Annotated in this window: 16 protein-coding genes and 2 tRNA genes; 9 read left to right on the plus strand and 9 right to left on the minus strand. The window is 59.1% G+C overall.

The annotated features are described in order from the left end of the window. Positions 1-16 precede the first annotated feature (16 nt). The 5 genes from FW796_RS24925 to FW796_RS24945 all read left to right on the plus strand — a co-directional run bounded on the left by FW796_RS24925 (position 17) and on the right by FW796_RS24945 (position 4,492). Complete coding sequence (locus tag FW796_RS24925; protein ID WP_304997783.1) at positions 17-496, plus strand: (R)-mandelonitrile lyase; 480 nt, start codon at positions 17-19, stop codon at positions 494-496. Beyond that, the gene (locus tag FW796_RS24930; protein WP_236383515.1) at positions 493-1,284 is read left to right on the plus strand and encodes a carboxymuconolactone decarboxylase family protein; all 792 of its coding nucleotides are present in this window, start codon (positions 493-495) and stop codon (positions 1,282-1,284) included. The genes FW796_RS24925 and FW796_RS24930 overlap by 4 nt, the downstream gene beginning before the upstream one ends. A 2-nt stretch (positions 1,285-1,286) precedes the next feature. Beyond that, positions 1,287-2,369 carry an alpha/beta hydrolase gene (locus tag FW796_RS24935; protein WP_169878016.1) on the plus strand — a complete coding sequence of 361 codons (1,083 nt, stop codon included), beginning with the start codon at positions 1,287-1,289 and terminating at the stop codon, positions 2,367-2,369. 70 nt (positions 2,370-2,439) lie between these two features. After that, positions 2,440-3,501 (plus strand): alpha/beta hydrolase, encoded by a 1,062-nt coding sequence (locus tag FW796_RS24940; RefSeq protein WP_169878017.1) that lies wholly within the window; start codon positions 2,440-2,442, stop codon positions 3,499-3,501. A 97-nt stretch (positions 3,502-3,598) separates the two neighbouring features. After that, positions 3,599-4,492, plus strand: coding sequence for a LysR family transcriptional regulator (locus tag FW796_RS24945; RefSeq protein ID WP_169878018.1), 894 nt, complete (start codon positions 3,599-3,601; stop codon positions 4,490-4,492). Between the two features lie 68 nt (positions 4,493-4,560). Here FW796_RS24945 and FW796_RS24950 read toward each other — a convergent pair whose 3' ends face one another. The 5 genes from FW796_RS24950 to FW796_RS24970 all read right to left on the minus strand — a co-directional run bounded on the left by FW796_RS24950 (position 4,561) and on the right by FW796_RS24970 (position 8,286). Next, the gene (locus tag FW796_RS24950) at positions 4,561-4,836 is read right to left on the minus strand and encodes a hypothetical protein (RefSeq protein WP_236380697.1); all 276 of its coding nucleotides are present in this window, start codon (positions 4,834-4,836) and stop codon (positions 4,561-4,563) included. Next, the gene (locus FW796_RS24955; RefSeq protein WP_446440213.1) at positions 4,833-5,813 is read right to left on the minus strand and encodes an integrase domain-containing protein; all 981 of its coding nucleotides are present in this window, start codon (positions 5,811-5,813) and stop codon (positions 4,833-4,835) included. The genes FW796_RS24950 and FW796_RS24955 overlap by 4 nt, the downstream gene beginning before the upstream one ends. 290 nt (positions 5,814-6,103) lie before the next feature. Next, positions 6,104-6,379: a hypothetical protein gene (locus FW796_RS24960; protein ID WP_169878021.1), complete on the minus strand. Its 276-nt coding sequence runs from the start codon at positions 6,377-6,379 to the stop codon at positions 6,104-6,106. 346 nt (positions 6,380-6,725) lie between these two features. Next, a complete protein-coding gene (locus FW796_RS24965) occupies positions 6,726-8,048 on the minus strand; it encodes a tyrosine-type recombinase/integrase (protein WP_446440214.1) in 1,323 nt (440 codons plus the stop codon). 162 nt (positions 8,049-8,210) lie between these two features. Continuing rightward, positions 8,211-8,286: transfer RNA gene (locus FW796_RS24970), tRNA-Asn, on the minus strand. 269 nt (positions 8,287-8,555) lie between these two features. Here FW796_RS24970 and FW796_RS24975 point away from each other — a divergent pair. After that, complete coding sequence (locus FW796_RS24975; RefSeq protein ID WP_346631713.1) at positions 8,556-8,789, plus strand: hypothetical protein; 234 nt, start codon at positions 8,556-8,558, stop codon at positions 8,787-8,789. Between the two features lie 6 nt (positions 8,790-8,795). On the opposite strand, the gene FW796_RS24980 is transcribed toward FW796_RS24975, so the two are convergent. Together FW796_RS24980 and FW796_RS24985 are read right to left on the minus strand one after the other, a co-directional pair. Continuing rightward, positions 8,796-8,993 carry a hypothetical protein gene (locus FW796_RS24980; protein ID WP_253167079.1) on the minus strand — a complete coding sequence of 66 codons (198 nt, stop codon included), beginning with the start codon at positions 8,991-8,993 and terminating at the stop codon, positions 8,796-8,798. Positions 8,994-9,124: 131 nt separating this feature from the next. Next, a complete protein-coding gene (locus FW796_RS24985) occupies positions 9,125-10,321 on the minus strand; it encodes an amino acid aminotransferase (RefSeq protein ID WP_346631712.1) in 1,197 nt (398 codons plus the stop codon). A 336-nt stretch (positions 10,322-10,657) separates the two neighbouring features. Between FW796_RS24985 and uvrB the strand changes: the two genes are divergently transcribed. Then, the gene (uvrB, locus tag FW796_RS24990; protein ID WP_346631711.1) at positions 10,658-12,673 is read left to right on the plus strand and encodes an excinuclease ABC subunit UvrB; all 2,016 of its coding nucleotides are present in this window, start codon (positions 10,658-10,660) and stop codon (positions 12,671-12,673) included. Between the two features lie 112 nt (positions 12,674-12,785). On the opposite strand, the gene FW796_RS24995 is transcribed toward uvrB, so the two are convergent. Both FW796_RS24995 and FW796_RS25000 read right to left on the minus strand, forming a co-directional pair. After that, the gene (locus FW796_RS24995; protein ID WP_446440219.1) at positions 12,786-14,276 is read right to left on the minus strand and encodes an MDR family MFS transporter; all 1,491 of its coding nucleotides are present in this window, start codon (positions 14,274-14,276) and stop codon (positions 12,786-12,788) included. 49 nt (positions 14,277-14,325) lie between these two features. Continuing rightward, positions 14,326-15,372 carry an HlyD family secretion protein gene (locus tag FW796_RS25000; RefSeq protein ID WP_346631710.1) on the minus strand — a complete coding sequence of 349 codons (1,047 nt, stop codon included), beginning with the start codon at positions 15,370-15,372 and terminating at the stop codon, positions 14,326-14,328. A gap of 230 nt (positions 15,373-15,602) precedes the next feature. Here FW796_RS25000 and gltX point away from each other — a divergent pair, with 230 nt between their 5' ends. Both gltX and FW796_RS25010 read left to right on the plus strand, forming a co-directional pair. Next, complete coding sequence (gene gltX, locus FW796_RS25005) at positions 15,603-17,084, plus strand: glutamate--tRNA ligase (RefSeq protein WP_446440215.1); 1,482 nt, start codon at positions 15,603-15,605, stop codon at positions 17,082-17,084. A gap of 279 nt (positions 17,085-17,363) precedes the next feature. After that, positions 17,364-17,439: transfer RNA gene (locus FW796_RS25010), tRNA-Ala, on the plus strand. The last annotated feature ends 80 nt before the right edge of the window (positions 17,440-17,519 follow it).

Here is a 17,519-nt window from a genome sequence, read left to right on the forward strand (position 1 = left end):
GCCAGGAGTTACGGCTATGAACCCCCTGATCGCCCCACTGGTTGCCCTTTCGCTTATGGCTGGCGAAGCCACAGCCGAGGACACCAAGGAAGTTCGCGTCACCCGTGTTGGCACTCAGCCTTCCGTTCAAGGCCCTGCTGACAACTTCACCGGCACCGTGCGGGTTGATGGCCTATTCAAGGGCGATGCTCCCGCACGCATTGGCGGCGGTACAGTGACCTTCGAGCCTGGAGCACGCACGGCTTGGCATACCCATCCGCTGGGCCAAACGCTCATCGTCACCGCTGGCGTGGGCTATGTGCAGCAGGCAGGCGGCCCCCGCCAGGAAATTCGCCCAGGCGACACCGTATGGATTCCGGCCAACGTGCGTCACTGGCATGGGGCTACCGCTACCACAGCTATGACCCATATCGCGTTGGCAGAATCCCTGGATGGCAGCGCCGTGACCTGGGGCGACAAGGTCTCCGATGCCGAGTACGGAGGCGCGCCAAAATGACTGCATCGATCTTGCGTGCCCTGAGATATCGCGAAACCCGCTCCATTGCCGCTTTCCTGGCATTGTGCCTTGGCTTGGGGGACGTTCCCGGCGTTGTCGCCCAAGAAAGCGTGGCACCGTCTACCCCAGCCAATACAGCACCGCCCTCCGAAGCATTGTCGAGCAGACAACAGGCCATTCCATTGATCGCTGCGTTTATGGCATCCAGCGACATTCCCCGCCTTAACCAGGCGTTGAATCAAGGATTGGATGCGGGCCTGACCATCAGTGAGGCCAAGGAAATTCTGGTGCAGCTCTATGCGTACGCGGGCTTCCCACGCAGCCTGAATGCGCTGGGCGAACTGATGAAGGTCGTTGATGCGCGCAAAGCGCGAGGTATTCAGGATGTAACAGGACGCGAACCCAGTCGGCCCGCCCCAACGGGCCAGGAATTGGTTGAGGTCGGTACTGTTAACCAGACCCGCATATCCGGTGGAGCGGTGAAAAGTCCGGTGTTCGACTTTGCGCCGGTCATCAACCAGTACCTGCAGGCCCATCTGTTCGGCGACATCTTCGAGCGTGACAACCTGGACTGGCAAAGCCGTGAACTGGCCACCGTCGGCGCTTTGGCTGCAACGCCGGGTGCCGAGCCGCAGCTGCGCTCCCATATGCTGGCGAGCATGCGGGTCGGCCTGAGTGCTGGCCAACTGCGCCAGGTGACCGAAATACTCGCCAAACACGCAGACGAAGCAGTCGCCACGCGTGCGAGTGCGGCGCTGACTCAAGCCCTTGCGGCGTCGGGTAGTTGAACATGAAGAGCACAAGGAACGTTCTGACCCTCGCTATCACGTGCCTACTTGCCGCCTGTGCGGCGCCTATCAGCAGCCCTGGCAACACCGCCGCGCCGTTGCAGATTCAGGAGCAAGGCAGCTTCGCCGCCGGCGGCACCCTGATCACTGCACCGGGTACGTTCGACCCGCGCAAACCCATGGCGCCCGATGGCCAGACCTACCATGGCGATCACGCCTATGTGTTTTACCAATTGCCGGTCAACGCGCGAAAACTGCCGATCGTCATGTGGCACGGTGCCGGCCAGTTTTCCAAAACCTGGGAAACCACAGCCGATGGCCGCGAAGGCTTCCAGAACATTTTTCTGCGCCGTCAGTTTAGCGTGTACCTGATCGACCAACCCCGCCGCGGTAACGCCGGTCGCAGCATGGTAGAGGCAACGCTCAAGCCCACGCCGGACGAACAGCTGTGGTTTAACCAGTTCCGCATCGGTTTGTGGCCCAACTACTTTGATGGCGTGCAGGTCGCGCGCGATGAGCAAACACGCGACCAGTTCTTTCGCGCCATGACCCCCAACACAGGTCCGTTCGATATGGACGTGGTTTCCGATGGAGTATCCGCTGCGTTCAACCGGATCGGCCCCGGCATTTTATTCACTCACTCCCAGGGCGGCGGCCCCGGCTGGCTCACCGCGATCAAGAACGACAAGGTGAAAGCCATCGTCGCGTTCGAGCCGGGTAGCAGCTTTGTCTTTCCTTCAGGAGAGGTTCCGGCACCGATACCCAGCGCTTTCGACACGGTGCAAGGCGCTGAGGTGCCGATGAGCCAGTTCATGGCATTGACGCGGATTCCGATCCTGATCCTCTACGGTGACAACATTCCTGATCACGCCATCGACCTACCGGCCCAAGACAGCTGGCGGGCCCGACTCGCGATGGCGCGGCTGTGGCGCGACAGCGTTAACAAACACGGCGGTGACGTGAAGCTAATTCATCTTCCGGAAATTGGCATCAAGGGCAACACGCACTTTCCTATGTCAGACCTGAACAACATTCAGATCGCGGACTTGGTGGCCAAGTTCCTTGCCGAGAAACATCTGAATTGATCTGGAATGCAGGCCTGCCGAATCAGAAAAAAACCTGCTACTTCACACTTCAATCGTTTGGAGAAATCGTATGAGAAACACTGTTCTCAAAGCCACTTTTATGGCCGCGATGATCGGCATTTCGGCCGGCAAGAGCATGGCGGCTGACTACAAGAAGAACCCGTTCACGCTGGTCTATGACGGTGCGATTACCAAGAATGAGCCGGGCAAGGTCAACATCCATCCGGTGACCTACAAGCTCAACGGCCTGGACATCGTCGCCAACGTTTACACCCCGGCCAGCTACGACCCGAAAAAGGCCTACCCCACCGTTGTGGTGGCGCACCCTAACGGCGGTGTGAAAGAGCAAGTCGCGGGGCTGTACGCGCAGCGCCTGGCCGAACAGGGCTACATCACTATTACCGCCGATGCGGCCTATCAAGGTGGCAGCGGCGGCCAACCGCGCAGCGTCGACAAACCAGCCAACCGTATCGAAGATATCCACGGCATGGCGGACTTCATTACCCAGTACGCCGGAGTTGATGCTCAGCGTCTGGGCCTGCTCGGCATCTGCGGCGGGGGCGGTTACTCCCTGGCCGCTGCCGAGACCGACAAGCGCTTCAAATCGATTGCCACAATCAGCATGTTCAACTCAGGCCGTGTGCGCCGTAACGGCTACGTCGACTCCCAACTGGACACCATACAGGATCGCCTCAAGCAAGCGTCTGAGGCACGCGCCCTGGAAGCTGCCGGTGGCGAGGTTCGTTACTCGGGCGATGCCAACCTGACCGATGAGCAGATTGCCAAATTGCCGTTTGATCTCTACCGCCAAGGTTACGAGTACTACTGGAAAACCCACGCGCACCCGAACTCGACCTTCAAGTACACCACCAGCAGCTTGCTCGACCTGATGCGCTTCGACGCTACCAACCAAATCGAACTGATTGGCCAACCATTGTTGATGATCGCCGGCACCAAGGCCGATAGCCTGTACATGACTGAGGATGCATTCGCCAAAGCCACTGGCACCAAGGACAAAGAGTTCTTCAAGATTGAAGGCGCAACCCATATCGAAACCTACTGGGTACCCAAATACGTCGACGCCGCACTGAGCAAACTCACGCCGTTTTACGCAAGAACCCTCGCGAAGTAACCATTGATACATGTTGAGAGGATTGCAACTGTCTCGAAGCACTCGAGACATGGTTAGATAGGACAATTCAGCGCACCTTTATGAAGGGTCCTCATCAATGTCCCGCGCCAATCTCAACGATCTGCAAGCCTTCGTGATCATCGCTCGCGAAGGCAGCTTTACCCGCGCTGCTGCTCAGCTAGGCGTTTCGCAATCTGCAATTAGCCACACCATGCGCGCCCTTGAATCGCGCCTTGGTGTGCGCCTGCTGACTCGGACAACGCGCAGTGTATCGCCCACTGAAGCGGGTTTGCGCTTGTACAAGTCCATGGCTCCACGGTTCGAAGAGATCGAATTGGAATTGGCGGCAGTCAGCGAGTTTCGCGATACCCCGTCGGGCACCGTACGCATTTCAGCGTCCGAACATGCAGCCAACAACATTCTCTGGCCAAAGCTGTTGAAGGTGCTTCCTGGCTATCCGGATATCCACGTGGAAATCACCGTGGACTACGCCCTCTCCGACATCGTCGCCCAGCGCTACGATGCTGGCGTACGACTGGGCGACCAAGTGGCAAAGGATATGATCGCCGTACCTATCGGCCCTCGGCTGCACATGGCGGTAGTGGCATCACCCGAATACTTCCGCAAGTACACCCCACCTGAAGCCCCTGCAGATTTAGCGGCACACAACTGCATCAACCTGCGCTTGCCAACCCACGGTAGCCTGCTGCAATGGGACTTTGAAAAGGGCGGCCACGAGCTCAAAGCACGTGTCGAAGGTCAATGGACATTCAATAGCAGCGTGCCGATTTTGCGCGCGGCGGTAGCTGGCTGTGGTTTGGCTTTTTTGCCGGAAGACATGGTAGCGAAGGAAATTGCCGAGGGAGCGTTGGTTCGGGTGATGGAGGATTGGTGTCAGCCATTTCCTGGCTACCATCTCTACTACCCCAACCGGCGTGAGCAGTCGTCAGCGTTCGGCGTCGTGGTTGATGCGCTGCGGCATGAACGCTGAGTTTTCCATTCGTATAGCGATCGGCGGCAGATCGAAAATGTCTGCTTTTGGTGATTTATGACCTTCGCCTAGCGGTTGAACTGCCAGGATTTTCCTAGGCGATAAGTGAGTAATTGCATGGTCAGCAAATAGTAATAGCGCGTCGATTCAGTGCGCTGGTTTAGGTGGTGAGTCAAAAACCACGCAAGGTGTTTTCTCTGCCAAGTCCATGGATTGTCGCGTTGCCAGCGCTCAGCGACTGCTGTTTGGATAGTCTTCGCCTGACGCAGGTGGCGTTGGCGTGTGGTATGTGACCCAGTCAAGACGCTCGCCAGGAAGAGTTCCATATCGAATGCCGTGCTCATGCTCGACCACCAATATACGCCGATACCACGCCGATGCGGCCGTGCCCCAGCTCATAGCTGATTTGTAAACGTGCCTCTCGATCAAGGCGCGGATCGAGGTGCCTGCACCTGCCACCGTTGATGGGCGCTAGGTAATGGGTGATCTGCTCATAGCGTTCGCACGCATAGGCCGCCCGTAATTCGTGGAAGCCATTGAGGTTGTGCTGATGGAGGATGTCCCGGGCAGGGCGGACGATTTCCCGTTGAAAATCGAGGTAGCTCTCGTTTTGTGCAAGCAGGTTGTGGCTACCGCCAGGCGAGACCTGTTCGGCAAATCTCAGCGCATCACGAATATGATCATCTACTGTGATCCAGCGGGGTGCCGACGCACCTGAACGGCCACCCTTAGTGCCATTCTGGATGTTGATTTTTCCGTATTGTTCGGCCTCACGTTTGAGGCGCGGAAGGTCGGCCAAGATGGTCTCGCGCAAGCGCATACCGGTTGCTCGCGCCAACTGAGCGATGGCCGCGTCGCGCGGCATTTGGTGTTCGCAGAGCACGTCGACGATCCGCTTCACGTGTTCGCGGTCTTGGCCTTGCGGCACCGAACGACGAACACTGGTGCGCCGCATTCCCAGGGCCTTGCTCGGACTCGGCACCTTCACATACTGATCACCGCGAAGCGCGGCCATGGTTCGGTTCACGCTGGACAACCGATTTTGCGCGGTGGCGATGCAGATAGCCCCTTGTTCAACTTGCTGCCGCAGATGTCCGGCGTAGTTTAGCAAGGTCTGCCGATCAATTTTTCGCGCATCGTTAAACCCGGGACCATCCTCCGACCGACACCAGCGTACAAACGCCTGCCACCGATCACTGTGCGCTTTGACCGTGCCATAATGACCGCCGCCAAAAAGATCACGCAGTGCCTGCGGCCCGGCATAGCTCAGCTGCCGGCCATAGCCGAAATTGCGCCCATCCCGTCTACCGACCAATGCCATGATCAAACTCCTCTCGAAGCCAAACCCTTAAAACCTTCCCCACGTCATCCCGCCACGGAAGTTGAGTGTTATCAGGGATCAAGGCCCCTGCGACCTGTGAGGGTTGTCCACTAACGCGGGACTGGCGGCTCCTTACGACCGGGAGCATGGGCATCTCATGATCTGGCCTCCTGAGCACTTCCGAAGAAGTGGGCGGGTGGAGGCTGCACTGACTGACGAGACCAAGTGCCGCGAGATCCTGAGTCGAGTGAAGGCAGTGGTGCGATGACCGGGGCATGCCTGACTGTCAGTCAGGTGCAGTCCATTCCGTGGGCTGCGGCACCATCATCTGCATCGCTGTTGCTGGTGACTTCGGTGTTTGTCACGCCGATTGTCACGAGGGGGAATGCCGCAAAGCCTTGTACGAGTTGGGCTGCAGCAGCGGTAGGAGCGTTCGTCTCTTCCAGGAAGTAAGAGACGAACGCAGGTTGGCGCAGTGAAATGGCCAAGCGGATAGGTTGCTGCAGGGCAGGAATGTAGAGGTATGAGTTGCCGCAGTGGGCACTCTGGTAGAAGTAGGCATCCATCACATCGCTGTGACTGTGCGAGCCGCCGGACGCTAATCGCACTTGGGGGAGAACCACCACTGAGTGGCGTAGCCTCAAAGGTTCTGGCTACCTGGGTTGCTGTCAACGACAGCACTTGTACGATCTTTTCTACGCCCACGGATAGACAGGGTCAAGGCTCGATTTTCCGAGAACTCTGCGGCTGAAAATGACATTAGCCGTCTATGGAAGTTCGTGGTTTCCAAAAGACGATTGCGGGAGTTTTAAGATTTTTTAAGTGAGGTCCATCCAAAGAGGGCGGCTTTGCAGCCCTCTTTGGATGGACCTGCGTGGACAAGCGGATCACCGAGATATGAAGACCGATCGCTTACTCGGTTGCGCCATGTTTTGCTTTTAGTCGAGTGACGTTCACACCCGTCTGATTGGCGAATTCGCGTGGGCTGACATGCTCCTGCTGATTAGCCTCAAGGTAGCGACTCCACCAGTTCATGATCAGCCTGCGCTCCTCGATGAACTCGGCCTTGTGGATGTAGGCCGCTCGGACGTTGTTGCGCTCCTTGTGGCTCATCTGCCGCTCGATGGCTGTATCCGTCCACAAACCCGACTCGATCAGTGCGCTGCAGGCCATCGAACGAAAGCCATGGCCGCAGATCTCAGTTTTGGTGTCGTAACCCATCTTCCGAAGCGCGCTGTTCACAGTGTTTTCGGACATCGGTTTCCAAGACTTGGTATCGCCTGCGAACACCAAGTCAAATTTGCCTGTGATTGCGTGGATCTGCTCGAGTAGGGCGACCGCTTGCGGTGATAAGGGTACAAGGTGGATGTCCCCGGCCATCTTCGTACCCCTTGTGGAAAAGGGTACGCCTTCCAACGCTGGTCGCGTGTCGGGTATTTCCCAGACGCCACGCTTGAGGTCGAACTCGCTCCAGCGGGCGAAGCGCAGCTCGCTGGAGCGTACAAACACGTGCAGCGAGAGTAAGACCGTCAGCCGGGTAAGTGCGCGGCCTTTATGGGTGTCGATCCGTTCCTGCAATTCAGGCAAGCGCGATAAGGATAAAGCGGGGCGGTGGACGACTCGCGAGGCTTTGATCGAGCCTACGAGGTCATACGCAGGGTTCACGGTGATAAGCCGGAGGCGCTTTGCTTCGCGCATGATGCTCTGCAGGTAGTTTTGTACCCTTAAAGCAATGTCTATCGTTCCGCGCTTCTTGATCGCTTCCAAGGGCTGCATAAGGTCGTGGGTGTCTAGGTCGACAATGGCGCGGGCGCCGATTAGCGGGAAGAGATGGGTTTTGAGGCGGCTCATCACTGTCTTGGAATAGTCTGGTGCCCACTTGGCTGACATTTCCGTGTGCCAGCCGAGGGCAACGCTTTCAAAGGTGCGGCCTTTGATCAGGGCTTGCGTCTTGGCTTGGTTCTTGGCTCCTATGGGATCAATGCCATCCGCCAGCATTCGCTTGACCTCCAAGCGCTTGCGGCGCGCATCTGCGAGGCTAACGATGGGATAGTTGCCGAATGAGGTCAGTCCTTCCCGGCCATCAGGTTTAACGTATCTGAGACGCCAGCCTTTGCGGCCATTGGGTTGGACGAGAAGGTAAAGGCCGTCGCCGTCGAAAAGCTTGTAGGCGCGGTCTGTGGGCTTGGCCGAACGGCAAGCGGAATCGGAGAGTGGAGCAGTGGTGCGCGACATAAGGGTACTCCCTATTATCGAACTGACCTTTATCCCAAACTCTACCCTTAAAACGGCTGGTACCCACCGGAATCCGACGGAACGCCAAAACGAAAAAACCCGCCAGAAGGCGGGTTTTTCGGGTGGTTCAGAGATTTTGGAAGCCTTCTCTGGAACCTTGTCTGGCTCCACGACCTGGACTCGAACCAGGGACCCAGTGATTAACAGTCACTTGCTCTACCAACTGAGCTATCGCGGAATGCGCCGTATCTTACTGATTCAGAAAGGGAAGTCAACAAGCCGTGAATATTTTTTCAGTGCAGCGAGGATTTGAATGATCTGCTGACATTACTTCGAGGGTTTTATCGGCTAGCGGGCCTATACGTGATCCGATAGGGGCTACCATGGCTCCCCGGAAGTGGTTTCACGCGCTGCCGGCCTTAAGTCGCAGAGGTAAACCTTTATGATTCGCTTCGATTTGTCCCAGGTTCCTTCCCGGTTTTTCGCACCTCGCTGCGGGGTGCTGTCATGAGCATCGAGCAGATCAATCTGCCCAAAGGGGTGGGGCCTCAGGCCAGCAAGCTGTTGGACGCCATTGTTCAGGCCGGATCGGCGCCCGATCTGAATCGTGCCGGCGGTAAGGCCGAAGGTTTTGTCCTCGGGCTGGAAAGTGCCAAGGCCATCAAGAGCCAGGTGGCCGAGGCGCTGTACGTGGCCTTTGATGATGCCGCCAGCCAACGCTTGGCTGAACTGAAGGGTTGAGGCTGCTCAGCCACCAAAGGTCAGGGTGCCGAGCATCAGCTTGGCCATCAGCGAGCTGGCCGCCAGTTGCACCAGCCACAAGGCCAGCCCGCCGAGAAACACGCCGAGAGCAATTTGCAGTACCAGGCTTTTCTCGCGTTTTTGCGAACGGGGCAGGTAATGCTCCAGTTCGTCGCGGTCGGCCCGCAGGTCATCGTTTTTCATCGGTTTCTCGATCAGCAGGGGAACACAGGGTCACAGTCTAGAGGCTGTGGGGCCAGGCAGGGGAATGGCGCGACGCCGACAAAAAAAAGGGGAAGCCTGTTGGCTTCCCCTTTTGTTAGCGCTGCGGTGAATCAGATCACCTGCAGGATGGCCTTGGTCACCACGTCGATGTTGTTCTGGTTCAGCGCGGCCACGCAGATGCGGCCGGTGTCCAGGGCGTAGATACCGAACTCGTTGCGCAGGCGGGTCACTTGCTCAACGGTCAGGCCCGAGTAGGAGAACATGCCGCATTGGCGACCGACAAAGCTGAAGTCGTGCTCAGGGGCGCCTTTGGCCAGCAAGTCGACCATCTGGGTGCGCATGCCGCGAATCCGCAGGCGCATTTCCGCCAGTTCCTGCTCCCACTGGGCGCGCAGTTCCGGGTTGTTCAGCACTGCGGCAACGATGGTTGCGCCATGGGTTGGCGGGTTGGAGTAGTTGGTGCGGATCACGCGCTTGACCTGGGACAGCACGCGAGCGCTTTCTTCCTTCGAGCTGCTGACGATGGACAGGGCACCGACACGCTCGCCGTACAGCGAGAACGACTTGGAGAACGAGCTGGAGACGAAGAAGGTCAGGCCCGACTCTGCGAACAGGCGCACTGCGGCGGCGTCTTCGTCGATGCCGTCGCCAAAGCCCTGATAGGCCATGTCGAGGAATGGCACGAGGTTTTTCGCCTTGACCACTTCCAAGACGTTTTTCCAGTCCTGAGGGCTCAGGTCGACACCGGTCGGGTTGTGGCAGCAGGCGTGCAGCACCACGATCGACTGGGCCGGCAGGGCGTTGAGGTCTTCCAGCAGACCGGTACGGTTCACATCGTGGGTGCTGGCGTCGTAATAACGGTAGTTCTGCACCGGGAAGCCGGCGGTTTCGAACAGCGCGCGGTGGTTTTCCCAGCTTGGATCACTGATAGCGACCACGGCGTTGGGCAGCAGTTGCTTGAGGAAGTCGGCACCGATCTTCAGTGCGCCAGTACCGCCGACGGCCTGGGTGGTCACTACGCGGCCAGCGGCCAGCAGGGGCGAGTCGTTGCCGAACAGCAGCTTCTGTACCGCCTGGTCGTAGGCAGCGATACCGTCGATCGGCAGGTAGCCGCGGGAAGCGTGTTGAGCGGCGCGAATCGTCTCGGCTTCGACAACGGCGCGCAGGAGTGGAATGCGTCCCTCCTCGTTGCAGTACACGCCCACCCCAAGGTTGACCTTGTTGGTACGGGTGTCGGCGTTGAATGCTTCGTTGAGGCCCAGGATTGGATCGCGTGGTGCCATTTCGACAGCGGAGAACAGGCTCATTTTTACGGCGGCTCTGAATGGAGTGTGGAGGGACGTGTCGCGCTCCAGCCGAATGCACTAGAGCGGTGCACAAACGGGGAGCTAGTATAGAGGCCATCATCGCGGCGGGCGACAGCCGATTGACCTTTTGCGGCAAGTTTTTCGCTTTATTTTTCGACCGTTAGTCTTATTGCAACATCCTGGGTGTTAGCGGGTGTCAGGCCTTTCCCTTGAAAGCCGTAGTATTTGGCTCCACATCTAGCACATTCCCGTTTTTTCCTCGGCGACATGGGTCGTACGCGGTCTTTCTCGTTCCTGTACGGTATCGCCGCGCACGAATGATCCCAGAGGTACGTTATGTCCGAATTCCAGCTAGTCACCCGCTTCCAGCCCGCCGGCGACCAGCCGGAAGCCATCCGTCTGATGGTCGAAGGCATCGAGGCCGGGCTGGCGCACCAGACCCTGCTCGGTGTGACCGGTTCGGGCAAGACGTTCAGCATCGCCAACGTGATCGCCCAGGTACAGCGCCCGACCCTGGTGCTGGCGCCGAACAAGACCTTGGCCGCGCAGTTGTACGGAGAGTTCAAGGCCTTCTTCCCGAACAATGCGGTTGAGTACTTCGTTTCCTACTACGACTACTACCAGCCCGAAGCTTACGTGCCGTCCTCGGACACCTTTATCGAGAAGGACGCCTCGATCAACGACCATATCGAGCAGATGCGCCTGTCTGCCACCAAGGCGTTGCTGGAGCGCAAGGACGCGATCATCGTGACCACGGTGTCCTGCATCTATGGTCTGGGCAGTCCGGAAACCTACCTGAAAATGGTCCTGCACGTGGACCGCGGCGACAAACTTGACCAGCGCGCTTTGCTGCGGCGTCTGGCGGACCTGCAATACACCCGCAACGACATGGACTTTGCCCGCGCCACCTTCCGTGTGCGCGGCGATGTGATCGACATCTACCCGGCGGAATCCGACCTGGAAGCGATCCGCATCGAGCTGTTCGACGACGAGGTGGAAAGCATCAGCGCCTTCGATCCCCTGACCGGCGAAGTGATTCGCAAGCTGCCGCGTTTCACCTTCTACCCCAAGAGCCATTACGTGACCCCGCGGGAAACCCTGCTGGACGCCATCGAGGGGATCAAGGTGGAACTGCAGGAACGCTTGGAATACCTGCGCTCCAACAACAAGCTGGTGGAAGCCCAGCGTCTGGAGCAACGCACCCGATTCGACCTGGAGATGATTCTCGAACTGGGCTACTGCAACGGCATCGAGAACTACTCGCGCTACCTCTCCGGCCGTCCCGCCGGTGCCGCGCCACCCACCTTGTACGACTACCTGCCGGCGGATGCGTTGCTGGTGATCGACGAATCCCACGTCAGCGTGCCGCAGGTCGGTGCCATGTATAAGGGCGACCGCTCGCGCAAGGAAACCCTGGTGGAATACGGCTTCCGCCTGCCTTCGGCGCTGGACAACCGGCCGATGCGTTTTGATGAGTGGGAAGGAGTCAGCCCGCAGACCATCTTTGTTTCCGCCACCCCGGGCAACTATGAGGCTGAACACGCCGGGCGCGTGGTGGAGCAGGTGGTACGCCCCACCGGTCTGGTGGACCCGCAAGTGGAGGTGCGCCCGGCCCTGACCCAGGTGGACGATCTGCTATCGGAAATCACCAAGCGCGTGGCGGTGGAAGAACGAGTGCTGGTGACCACCCTGACCAAGCGCATGGCCGAGGACCTCACCGATTACTTGGCCGACCACGGCGTGCGCGTACGTTACCTGCACTCGGACATCGACACCGTGGAGCGGGTGGAAATCATTCGCGATCTGCGCCTGGGCACTTTCGATGTGCTGGTGGGGATCAACCTGCTGCGTGAAGGCCTGGACATGCCGGAAGTGTCCCTGGTGGCGATTCTCGATGCCGACAAGGAAGGCTTCCTGCGTTCCGAGCGTTCGCTGATCCAGACCATCGGCCGGGCCGCGCGTAACCTCAATGGCCGGGCGATTCTCTATGCTGACCGCATCACCGGCTCTATGGAGCGGGCGATTGGCGAGACCGAACGCCGGCGCGACAAGCAGATTGCCTTCAACCTGGCCAACGGCATCACCCCCAAAGGGGTGTTCAAGGATGTCGCCGACATCATGGAAGGCGCCACAGTGCCGGGGTCGCGCAGCAAGAAGCGCAAGGGCATGGCCAAGGCCGCCGAAGAAAGTGCCCGCTACGAAAACGAACTGCGTTCGCCCAGCGAGATCACCAAGCGCATTCGCCAGCTCGAAGAGAAAATGTACCAACTGGCCCGGGACCTGGAGTTCGAAGCGGCGGCGCAGATGCGCGACGAAATCACCAAGTTGCGCGAGCGCTTGCTCACCGTTTAACGCCGCTTAATCCCTCGTAGGAGCCGGCTTGCCGGCGAAGAGGCGCTCAAGTTCTGTGCATGGATCGAGAGTCTCTTCGCTGGCAAGCCAGCCCCAGCAGGCAATTCGTGGGTCAGTGGGCTTCTCCTGCCTTCAGACCCTTGGGTAGGGCTTTGGTCAACAGCACCGCCAGCATGCTGATGCCCAGGGCGATGCCGACAAAGTGGAAGGCGTCGTTGTAGGCCATGATCATCGCCTGCTGATGGGTGATCTCGCTGAGCTTGCCCAGTGCCGCGGTTTCATTGCCGAATTTGTCGGTGAGGTTCGCCAGGCGTTCCGCCACCTGGGGATTACTCGGTACCAACGCTTCACGCAGATAGTCGAAGTAGGTCTTGGTTCGGGCGTCCAGCAATGTTGCCAGCAGGGCGATGCCAATGGCACCGCCGAGATTGCGCAGGATGTTGAACAGGCTGGAAGCCGATCCCGCGTCCTGGGGTTGTATATAAGCCGTGGCAATCAGCGAGATGGTGACCATGATCAGCGGCTGGCCCAGGGCGCGGATGATCTGGATCTGATTGAACTGCGGCCCGGCGAAGTCCGGGTTGAGCACCCCGGAAGAAAAGCTCGCCAGCCCGAACAGGCCAAATCCCAGGGCGCATAGCCATTTTGGCGAAACGAATTGCATCAGCTTGGGCACCAGCGGAATCAGGAACAGCTGCGGCACGCCCATCCACATGATCACTTCGCCGATTTGCAGGGCGTTGTAGTTCTGGATTTGCGCCAGGTACAGCGGCAAGAGGTAGATCGAACCGTACAGACCAACGCCCATGCCCAGGCTGGAAATGCTCGACAGGCCGAAATTGCGATTGCGCAGGATGCCCAGGTTGATCAGAGGATTGGGCCGGGAGAGTTGCACGATGACGAAGGTGATGAGGCTGATCAGGGCAATGCTGCCCAGGGTCACGATCAGGCTCGATTCCAGCCAGTCCTTGCGATGCCCCTCTTCCAGGAACACCTGCAAGCAGCCCAGGCCCAGGCCGAGGGTGAAAATGCCGACGTAATCGGTGCTTTTCAGCAGCTCCCAGTGGGCTTCCTTCTTCCCCAGGCCATAGAGCAGACCGGCGATCATCAGCAAGCCTGGCGGTACATTGATATAGAAGATGTACTCCCAGCCCCAGTTTTCCGTGAGCCAGCCGCCCAGGGTCGGTCCGATAGACGGGGCGAAGGTGGCGGTCATGGCGAACATCGCCATGCCCTTGGCCCGATGGTGCTCGGGGAGCTTGATCAGGGTCAGGGTGAACGCCAGGGGAATCAGCGCGCCGCCGGTAAAACCCTGCAGGGCGCGGAACACGATCATGCTTTCCAGGCTCCAGGCCATAGAGCAGAGCAGGGAGGCGATCAGGAAACCCACCGAGACCCAGACCGCCAGCCGCCGTGCCGATAGCAACTGCACCAGCCAGGCAGTGAGGGGAATCATGATGATCTCCGCCACCAGGTAGGAGGTGGAGATCCACGAGCCTTCCTCCAGGGTGGCGGACAGTGCGCCCTGGATGTCCTTCAGCGAGGAGTTGGTGATCTGGATGTCGAGCACCGCCATGAAGGCGCCGAGCATGGCGCTCATCACCGCGATCCAGTCGCGCCGGCTGGGCTCGCCTTGCGGACGCAGCAGTTGATCACCGGCCATCGACAGGGTCTTTGATATTCACTTTGACAGTGACCGACATGCCCGGGCGGATCTTGCCCTGTAGGGGATTATCGGCAGCGAAGGTCAGCTTTACCGGAATGCGCTGTACCACCTTGGTGAAGTTGCCGGTGGCATTGTCCGGTGGCAGCAGGCTGAACTGTGCGCCGGAGGCGGCGAACAGGCTGTCGACCCGGGCCTGGATCGGTGTGTCGCCGTAGGCGTCGAAGGTCAGTTCGGCCTTTTGTCCGGGCAGCATGTGGCCGATCTGGGTCTCCTTGAAGTTGGCCTGGACCCAGATGTCCTGGTCCGGAACGATCGACAGCAGGTAGGCGCCTGCTTGCACCACCTGGCCGTTGCGTGCGGCGCGTTGGCCGATGATGCCGCCGATGGGGGCGTGGATTTCGCTGCGGGTCAGATTCAGTTGGGTTTGGGCCAAGTCTGCCTGGGCATTGGCGATCTGTGCATCGAGGCGCTTGATTTCGGCGCTCAGTGCGTTGACTTGCTGGCGCTGGGCTTGCAGGTCGGCCTCGGCCTTGGTCACCTGGGAGCGGGCGATATGGTTGTCGGCGGACAGGGTGGTCACCCGTTCTTCAGAGACATAACCGGGTTTGCGCAGAGCCTGGGCCCGGGAAAGGTCGATCTGCGAACGGCCGAGGCTGGCTTGGCTCGATGCAACCTGGGCCTGGCTCGCGGCAATCAGGCTGGCTTGTTGGGTCAGTTTGCTCTGGGCTTGCAGGCGTTCGGCTTCACGGGTGGCGAGGGCGGCCTGGGCGCGGTCCACCGCCAGTTGGAAATCCTTGCCCTCCAGGCGTACCAGCAATTGACCCTTGGCCACATGCTGGTTGTCTTGCACCAGGACTTCGTCGATCCGTGCACTGAGTTGGCTGGAGACCCGGGTGATTTCACCCTGCACATAGGCGTTGTCGGTGGTTTCATAAAAGCGCCCATGAAACCACCAGTGGGCGAGGAAGCCCAGGACGACCAGTAGCACCAGGGACAGGAAAACGAACAGGCGACGCTTGAGTTGGGCAGGCATGGGCAGGCTGTAGTCAAAAAGTGTAAGGAAATTTATCAGTGGGCGAATCTGTCAGATAGCTCGTGGGTGGTAAATGCCAGGTGCTGATATTTGGCCATTCATGGGCTCGGCAGCGGTCTGTAGTCGCAACCTTGGCTTAAATGCCCTCCTCACTGGAGCCGGGCCGGGGTCGCCTGTTACCATTCGCCCCCTGTTTTATTCCTCGTTTTTCTATCTTTTCGAGACATGCCATGACCACCGTCCGCACGCGCATCGCGCCATCGCCTACCGGGGACCCCCACGTAGGTACCGCTTACATCGCTTTGTTCAACTATTGCTTTGCCAAGCAGCACGGCGGTGAGTTCATCCTGCGGATCGAAGACACCGATCAGTTGCGTTCGACTCGCGAATCCGAGCAGCAGATTTTCGATGCCTTGCGCTGGTTGGGTATCAACTGGAGCGAAGGGCCGGATGTGGGCGGTCCCCATGGTCCGTATCGCCAGAGCGAGCGCGGCGACATCTACCAGAAGTACGCTCAGCAACTGGTGGACCTGGGCCACGCCTTCCCGTGCTTCTGCACTGCTGAAGAGCTGGATCAGATGCGCGCCGAGCAGATGGCTCGTGGCGAAACCCCGCGTTATGACGGCCGTGCCTTGCTGCTGTCCAAGGAAGAAGTGGCCCAGCGTCTGGCGGCCGGCGAGCCTCACGTGATCCGCATGAAGGTGCCGACTGAAGGTGTCTGCGTGGTGCCAGACCTGCTGCGTGGCGATGTCGAGATCCCGTGGGATCGCATGGACATGCAGGTGTTGATGAAGACCGATGGCCTGCCGACCTACTTTCTGGCCAACGTGGTCGATGACCACCTGATGGGCATCACCCACGTGCTGCGTGGCGAAGAGTGGCTGCCTTCGGCACCGAAGCTGATCCTGCTCTACGAGTACTTCGGCTGGGAGCAGCCGCAGCTGTGCTACATGCCATTGCTGCGCAATCCGGACAAGAGCAAGCTGTCCAAGCGCAAGAATCCGACCTCTGTGACCTTTTATGAGCGCATGGGCTTCATGCCGGAAGCCATGCTCAATTACCTGGGGCGCATGGGTTGGTCGATGCCGGACGAGCGCGAGAAGTTCTCGTTGCAGGAAATGGTCGATAACTTTGATCTTTCGCGGGTATCCCTGGGTGGGCCGATCTTCGATATCGAGAAACTGTCCTGGCTCAACGGCCAGTGGCTGCGTGACCTGCCGGTGGAAGAGTTCGCCAGCCGTGTGCAGACCTGGGCGCTGAATCCTGAGTACCTGATGAAGATAGCGCCTCATGTGCAAGGGCGGGTGGAGACCTTCAGTCAGATCGCACCGTTGGCCGGCTTCTTCTTCGCCGGTGGCGTGACCCCGGATGCCAAGCTGTTCGAATCCAAGAAGCTCTCTGGCGATCAGGTGCGGCAACTGATGCAGTTGATCTTGTGGAAGCTCGAAAGCCTGCGCCAGTGGGAGAAAGACAGCATCACCGCGACCATTCAGGCAGTGGTCGAATCCTTGGAGCTGAAGCTGCGTGACGCGATGCCGCTGATGTTCGCCGCGATCACTGGCCAGGCCAGCTCGGTGTCGGTGCTCGATGCCATGGAGATCCTTGGCCCGGACCTGACTCGTTTCCGTCTGCGCCAGGCTATCGACCTGCTCGGCGGCGTATCGAAGAAAGAAAATAAGGAATGGGAAAAACTGCTGAGCGCCATCGGCTGATAGCGCTTCGCGGCAGGGGAGCTGCCAGGGGCAGCGGGCTTTTCGACTACGCTTGAGTCTCAGGCGCGAGGCGGGTTGGTCGCTGACCAAGTAGGCTACTGGCGGCTCGCGGCGCCCCTTTTACGGGAGTTGGCGCGGGCTGGTGAGACTGAAAAAGCCAGGGTTTTTAGGGCGGGGCGGTAAGTGGTTGTTATCCCGGCAAATTTTTTTTCAAAATGCGGAAAAAAAATTGACAGCCTTCCGATCGCCCCTTAAGATTCGCCCCGTCCTCACCGACGAGGGGCTATAGCTCAGCTGGGAGAGCGCTTGCATGGCATGCAAGAGGTCGACGGTTCGATCCCGTCTAGCTCCACCAAATTTGCAGTTCAAGGCCTGGCCACACCGGCCTTGAATCGATCAGTACTCAGCACTGATCAGTTGTATAGAAGGGTTTGC

The sequence above is a fragment of the Pseudomonas sp. 910_21 genome (assembly GCF_052850735.1).

What these genes read in the sequence shown, in the direction of transcription:
- FW796_RS24950 (WP_236380697.1), bottom strand. Translation starts at nt 4,836, where the DNA reads ATGAGCACGGCATTCGATATGGAACTCTTCCTGGCGAGCGTCTTGACT.
- FW796_RS24930 (WP_236383515.1), top strand. Translation starts at nt 493, where the DNA reads ATGACTGCATCGATCTTGCGTGCCCTGAGATATCGCGAAACCCGCTCC.
- FW796_RS24940 (WP_169878017.1), top strand. Translation starts at nt 2,440, where the DNA reads ATGAGAAACACTGTTCTCAAAGCCACTTTTATGGCCGCGATGATCGGC.
- uvrB (WP_346631711.1), top strand. Translation starts at nt 10,658, where the DNA reads ATGTCCGAATTCCAGCTAGTCACCCGCTTCCAGCCCGCCGGCGACCAG.
- FW796_RS24945 (WP_169878018.1), top strand. Translation starts at nt 3,599, where the DNA reads ATGTCCCGCGCCAATCTCAACGATCTGCAAGCCTTCGTGATCATCGCT.
- FW796_RS24985 (WP_346631712.1), bottom strand. Translation starts at nt 10,321, where the DNA reads ATGAGCCTGTTCTCCGCTGTCGAAATGGCACCACGCGATCCAATCCTG.
- FW796_RS24925 (WP_304997783.1), top strand. Translation starts at nt 17, where the DNA reads ATGAACCCCCTGATCGCCCCACTGGTTGCCCTTTCGCTTATGGCTGGC.
- FW796_RS24975 (WP_346631713.1), top strand. Translation starts at nt 8,556, where the DNA reads ATGAGCATCGAGCAGATCAATCTGCCCAAAGGGGTGGGGCCTCAGGCC.
- FW796_RS25000 (WP_346631710.1), bottom strand. Translation starts at nt 15,372, where the DNA reads ATGCCTGCCCAACTCAAGCGTCGCCTGTTCGTTTTCCTGTCCCTGGTG.
- FW796_RS24955 (WP_446440213.1), bottom strand. Translation starts at nt 5,813, where the DNA reads ATGGCATTGGTCGGTAGACGGGATGGGCGCAATTTCGGCTATGGCCGG.
- FW796_RS24980 (WP_253167079.1), bottom strand. Translation starts at nt 8,993, where the DNA reads ATGAAAAACGATGACCTGCGGGCCGACCGCGACGAACTGGAGCATTAC.
- gltX (WP_446440215.1), top strand. Translation starts at nt 15,603, where the DNA reads ATGACCACCGTCCGCACGCGCATCGCGCCATCGCCTACCGGGGACCCC.
- FW796_RS24965 (WP_446440214.1), bottom strand. Translation starts at nt 8,048, where the DNA reads ATGTCGCGCACCACTGCTCCACTCTCCGATTCCGCTTGCCGTTCGGCC.
- FW796_RS24935 (WP_169878016.1), top strand. Translation starts at nt 1,287, where the DNA reads ATGAAGAGCACAAGGAACGTTCTGACCCTCGCTATCACGTGCCTACTT.
- FW796_RS24960 (WP_169878021.1), bottom strand. Translation starts at nt 6,379, where the DNA reads ATGGATGCCTACTTCTACCAGAGTGCCCACTGCGGCAACTCATACCTC.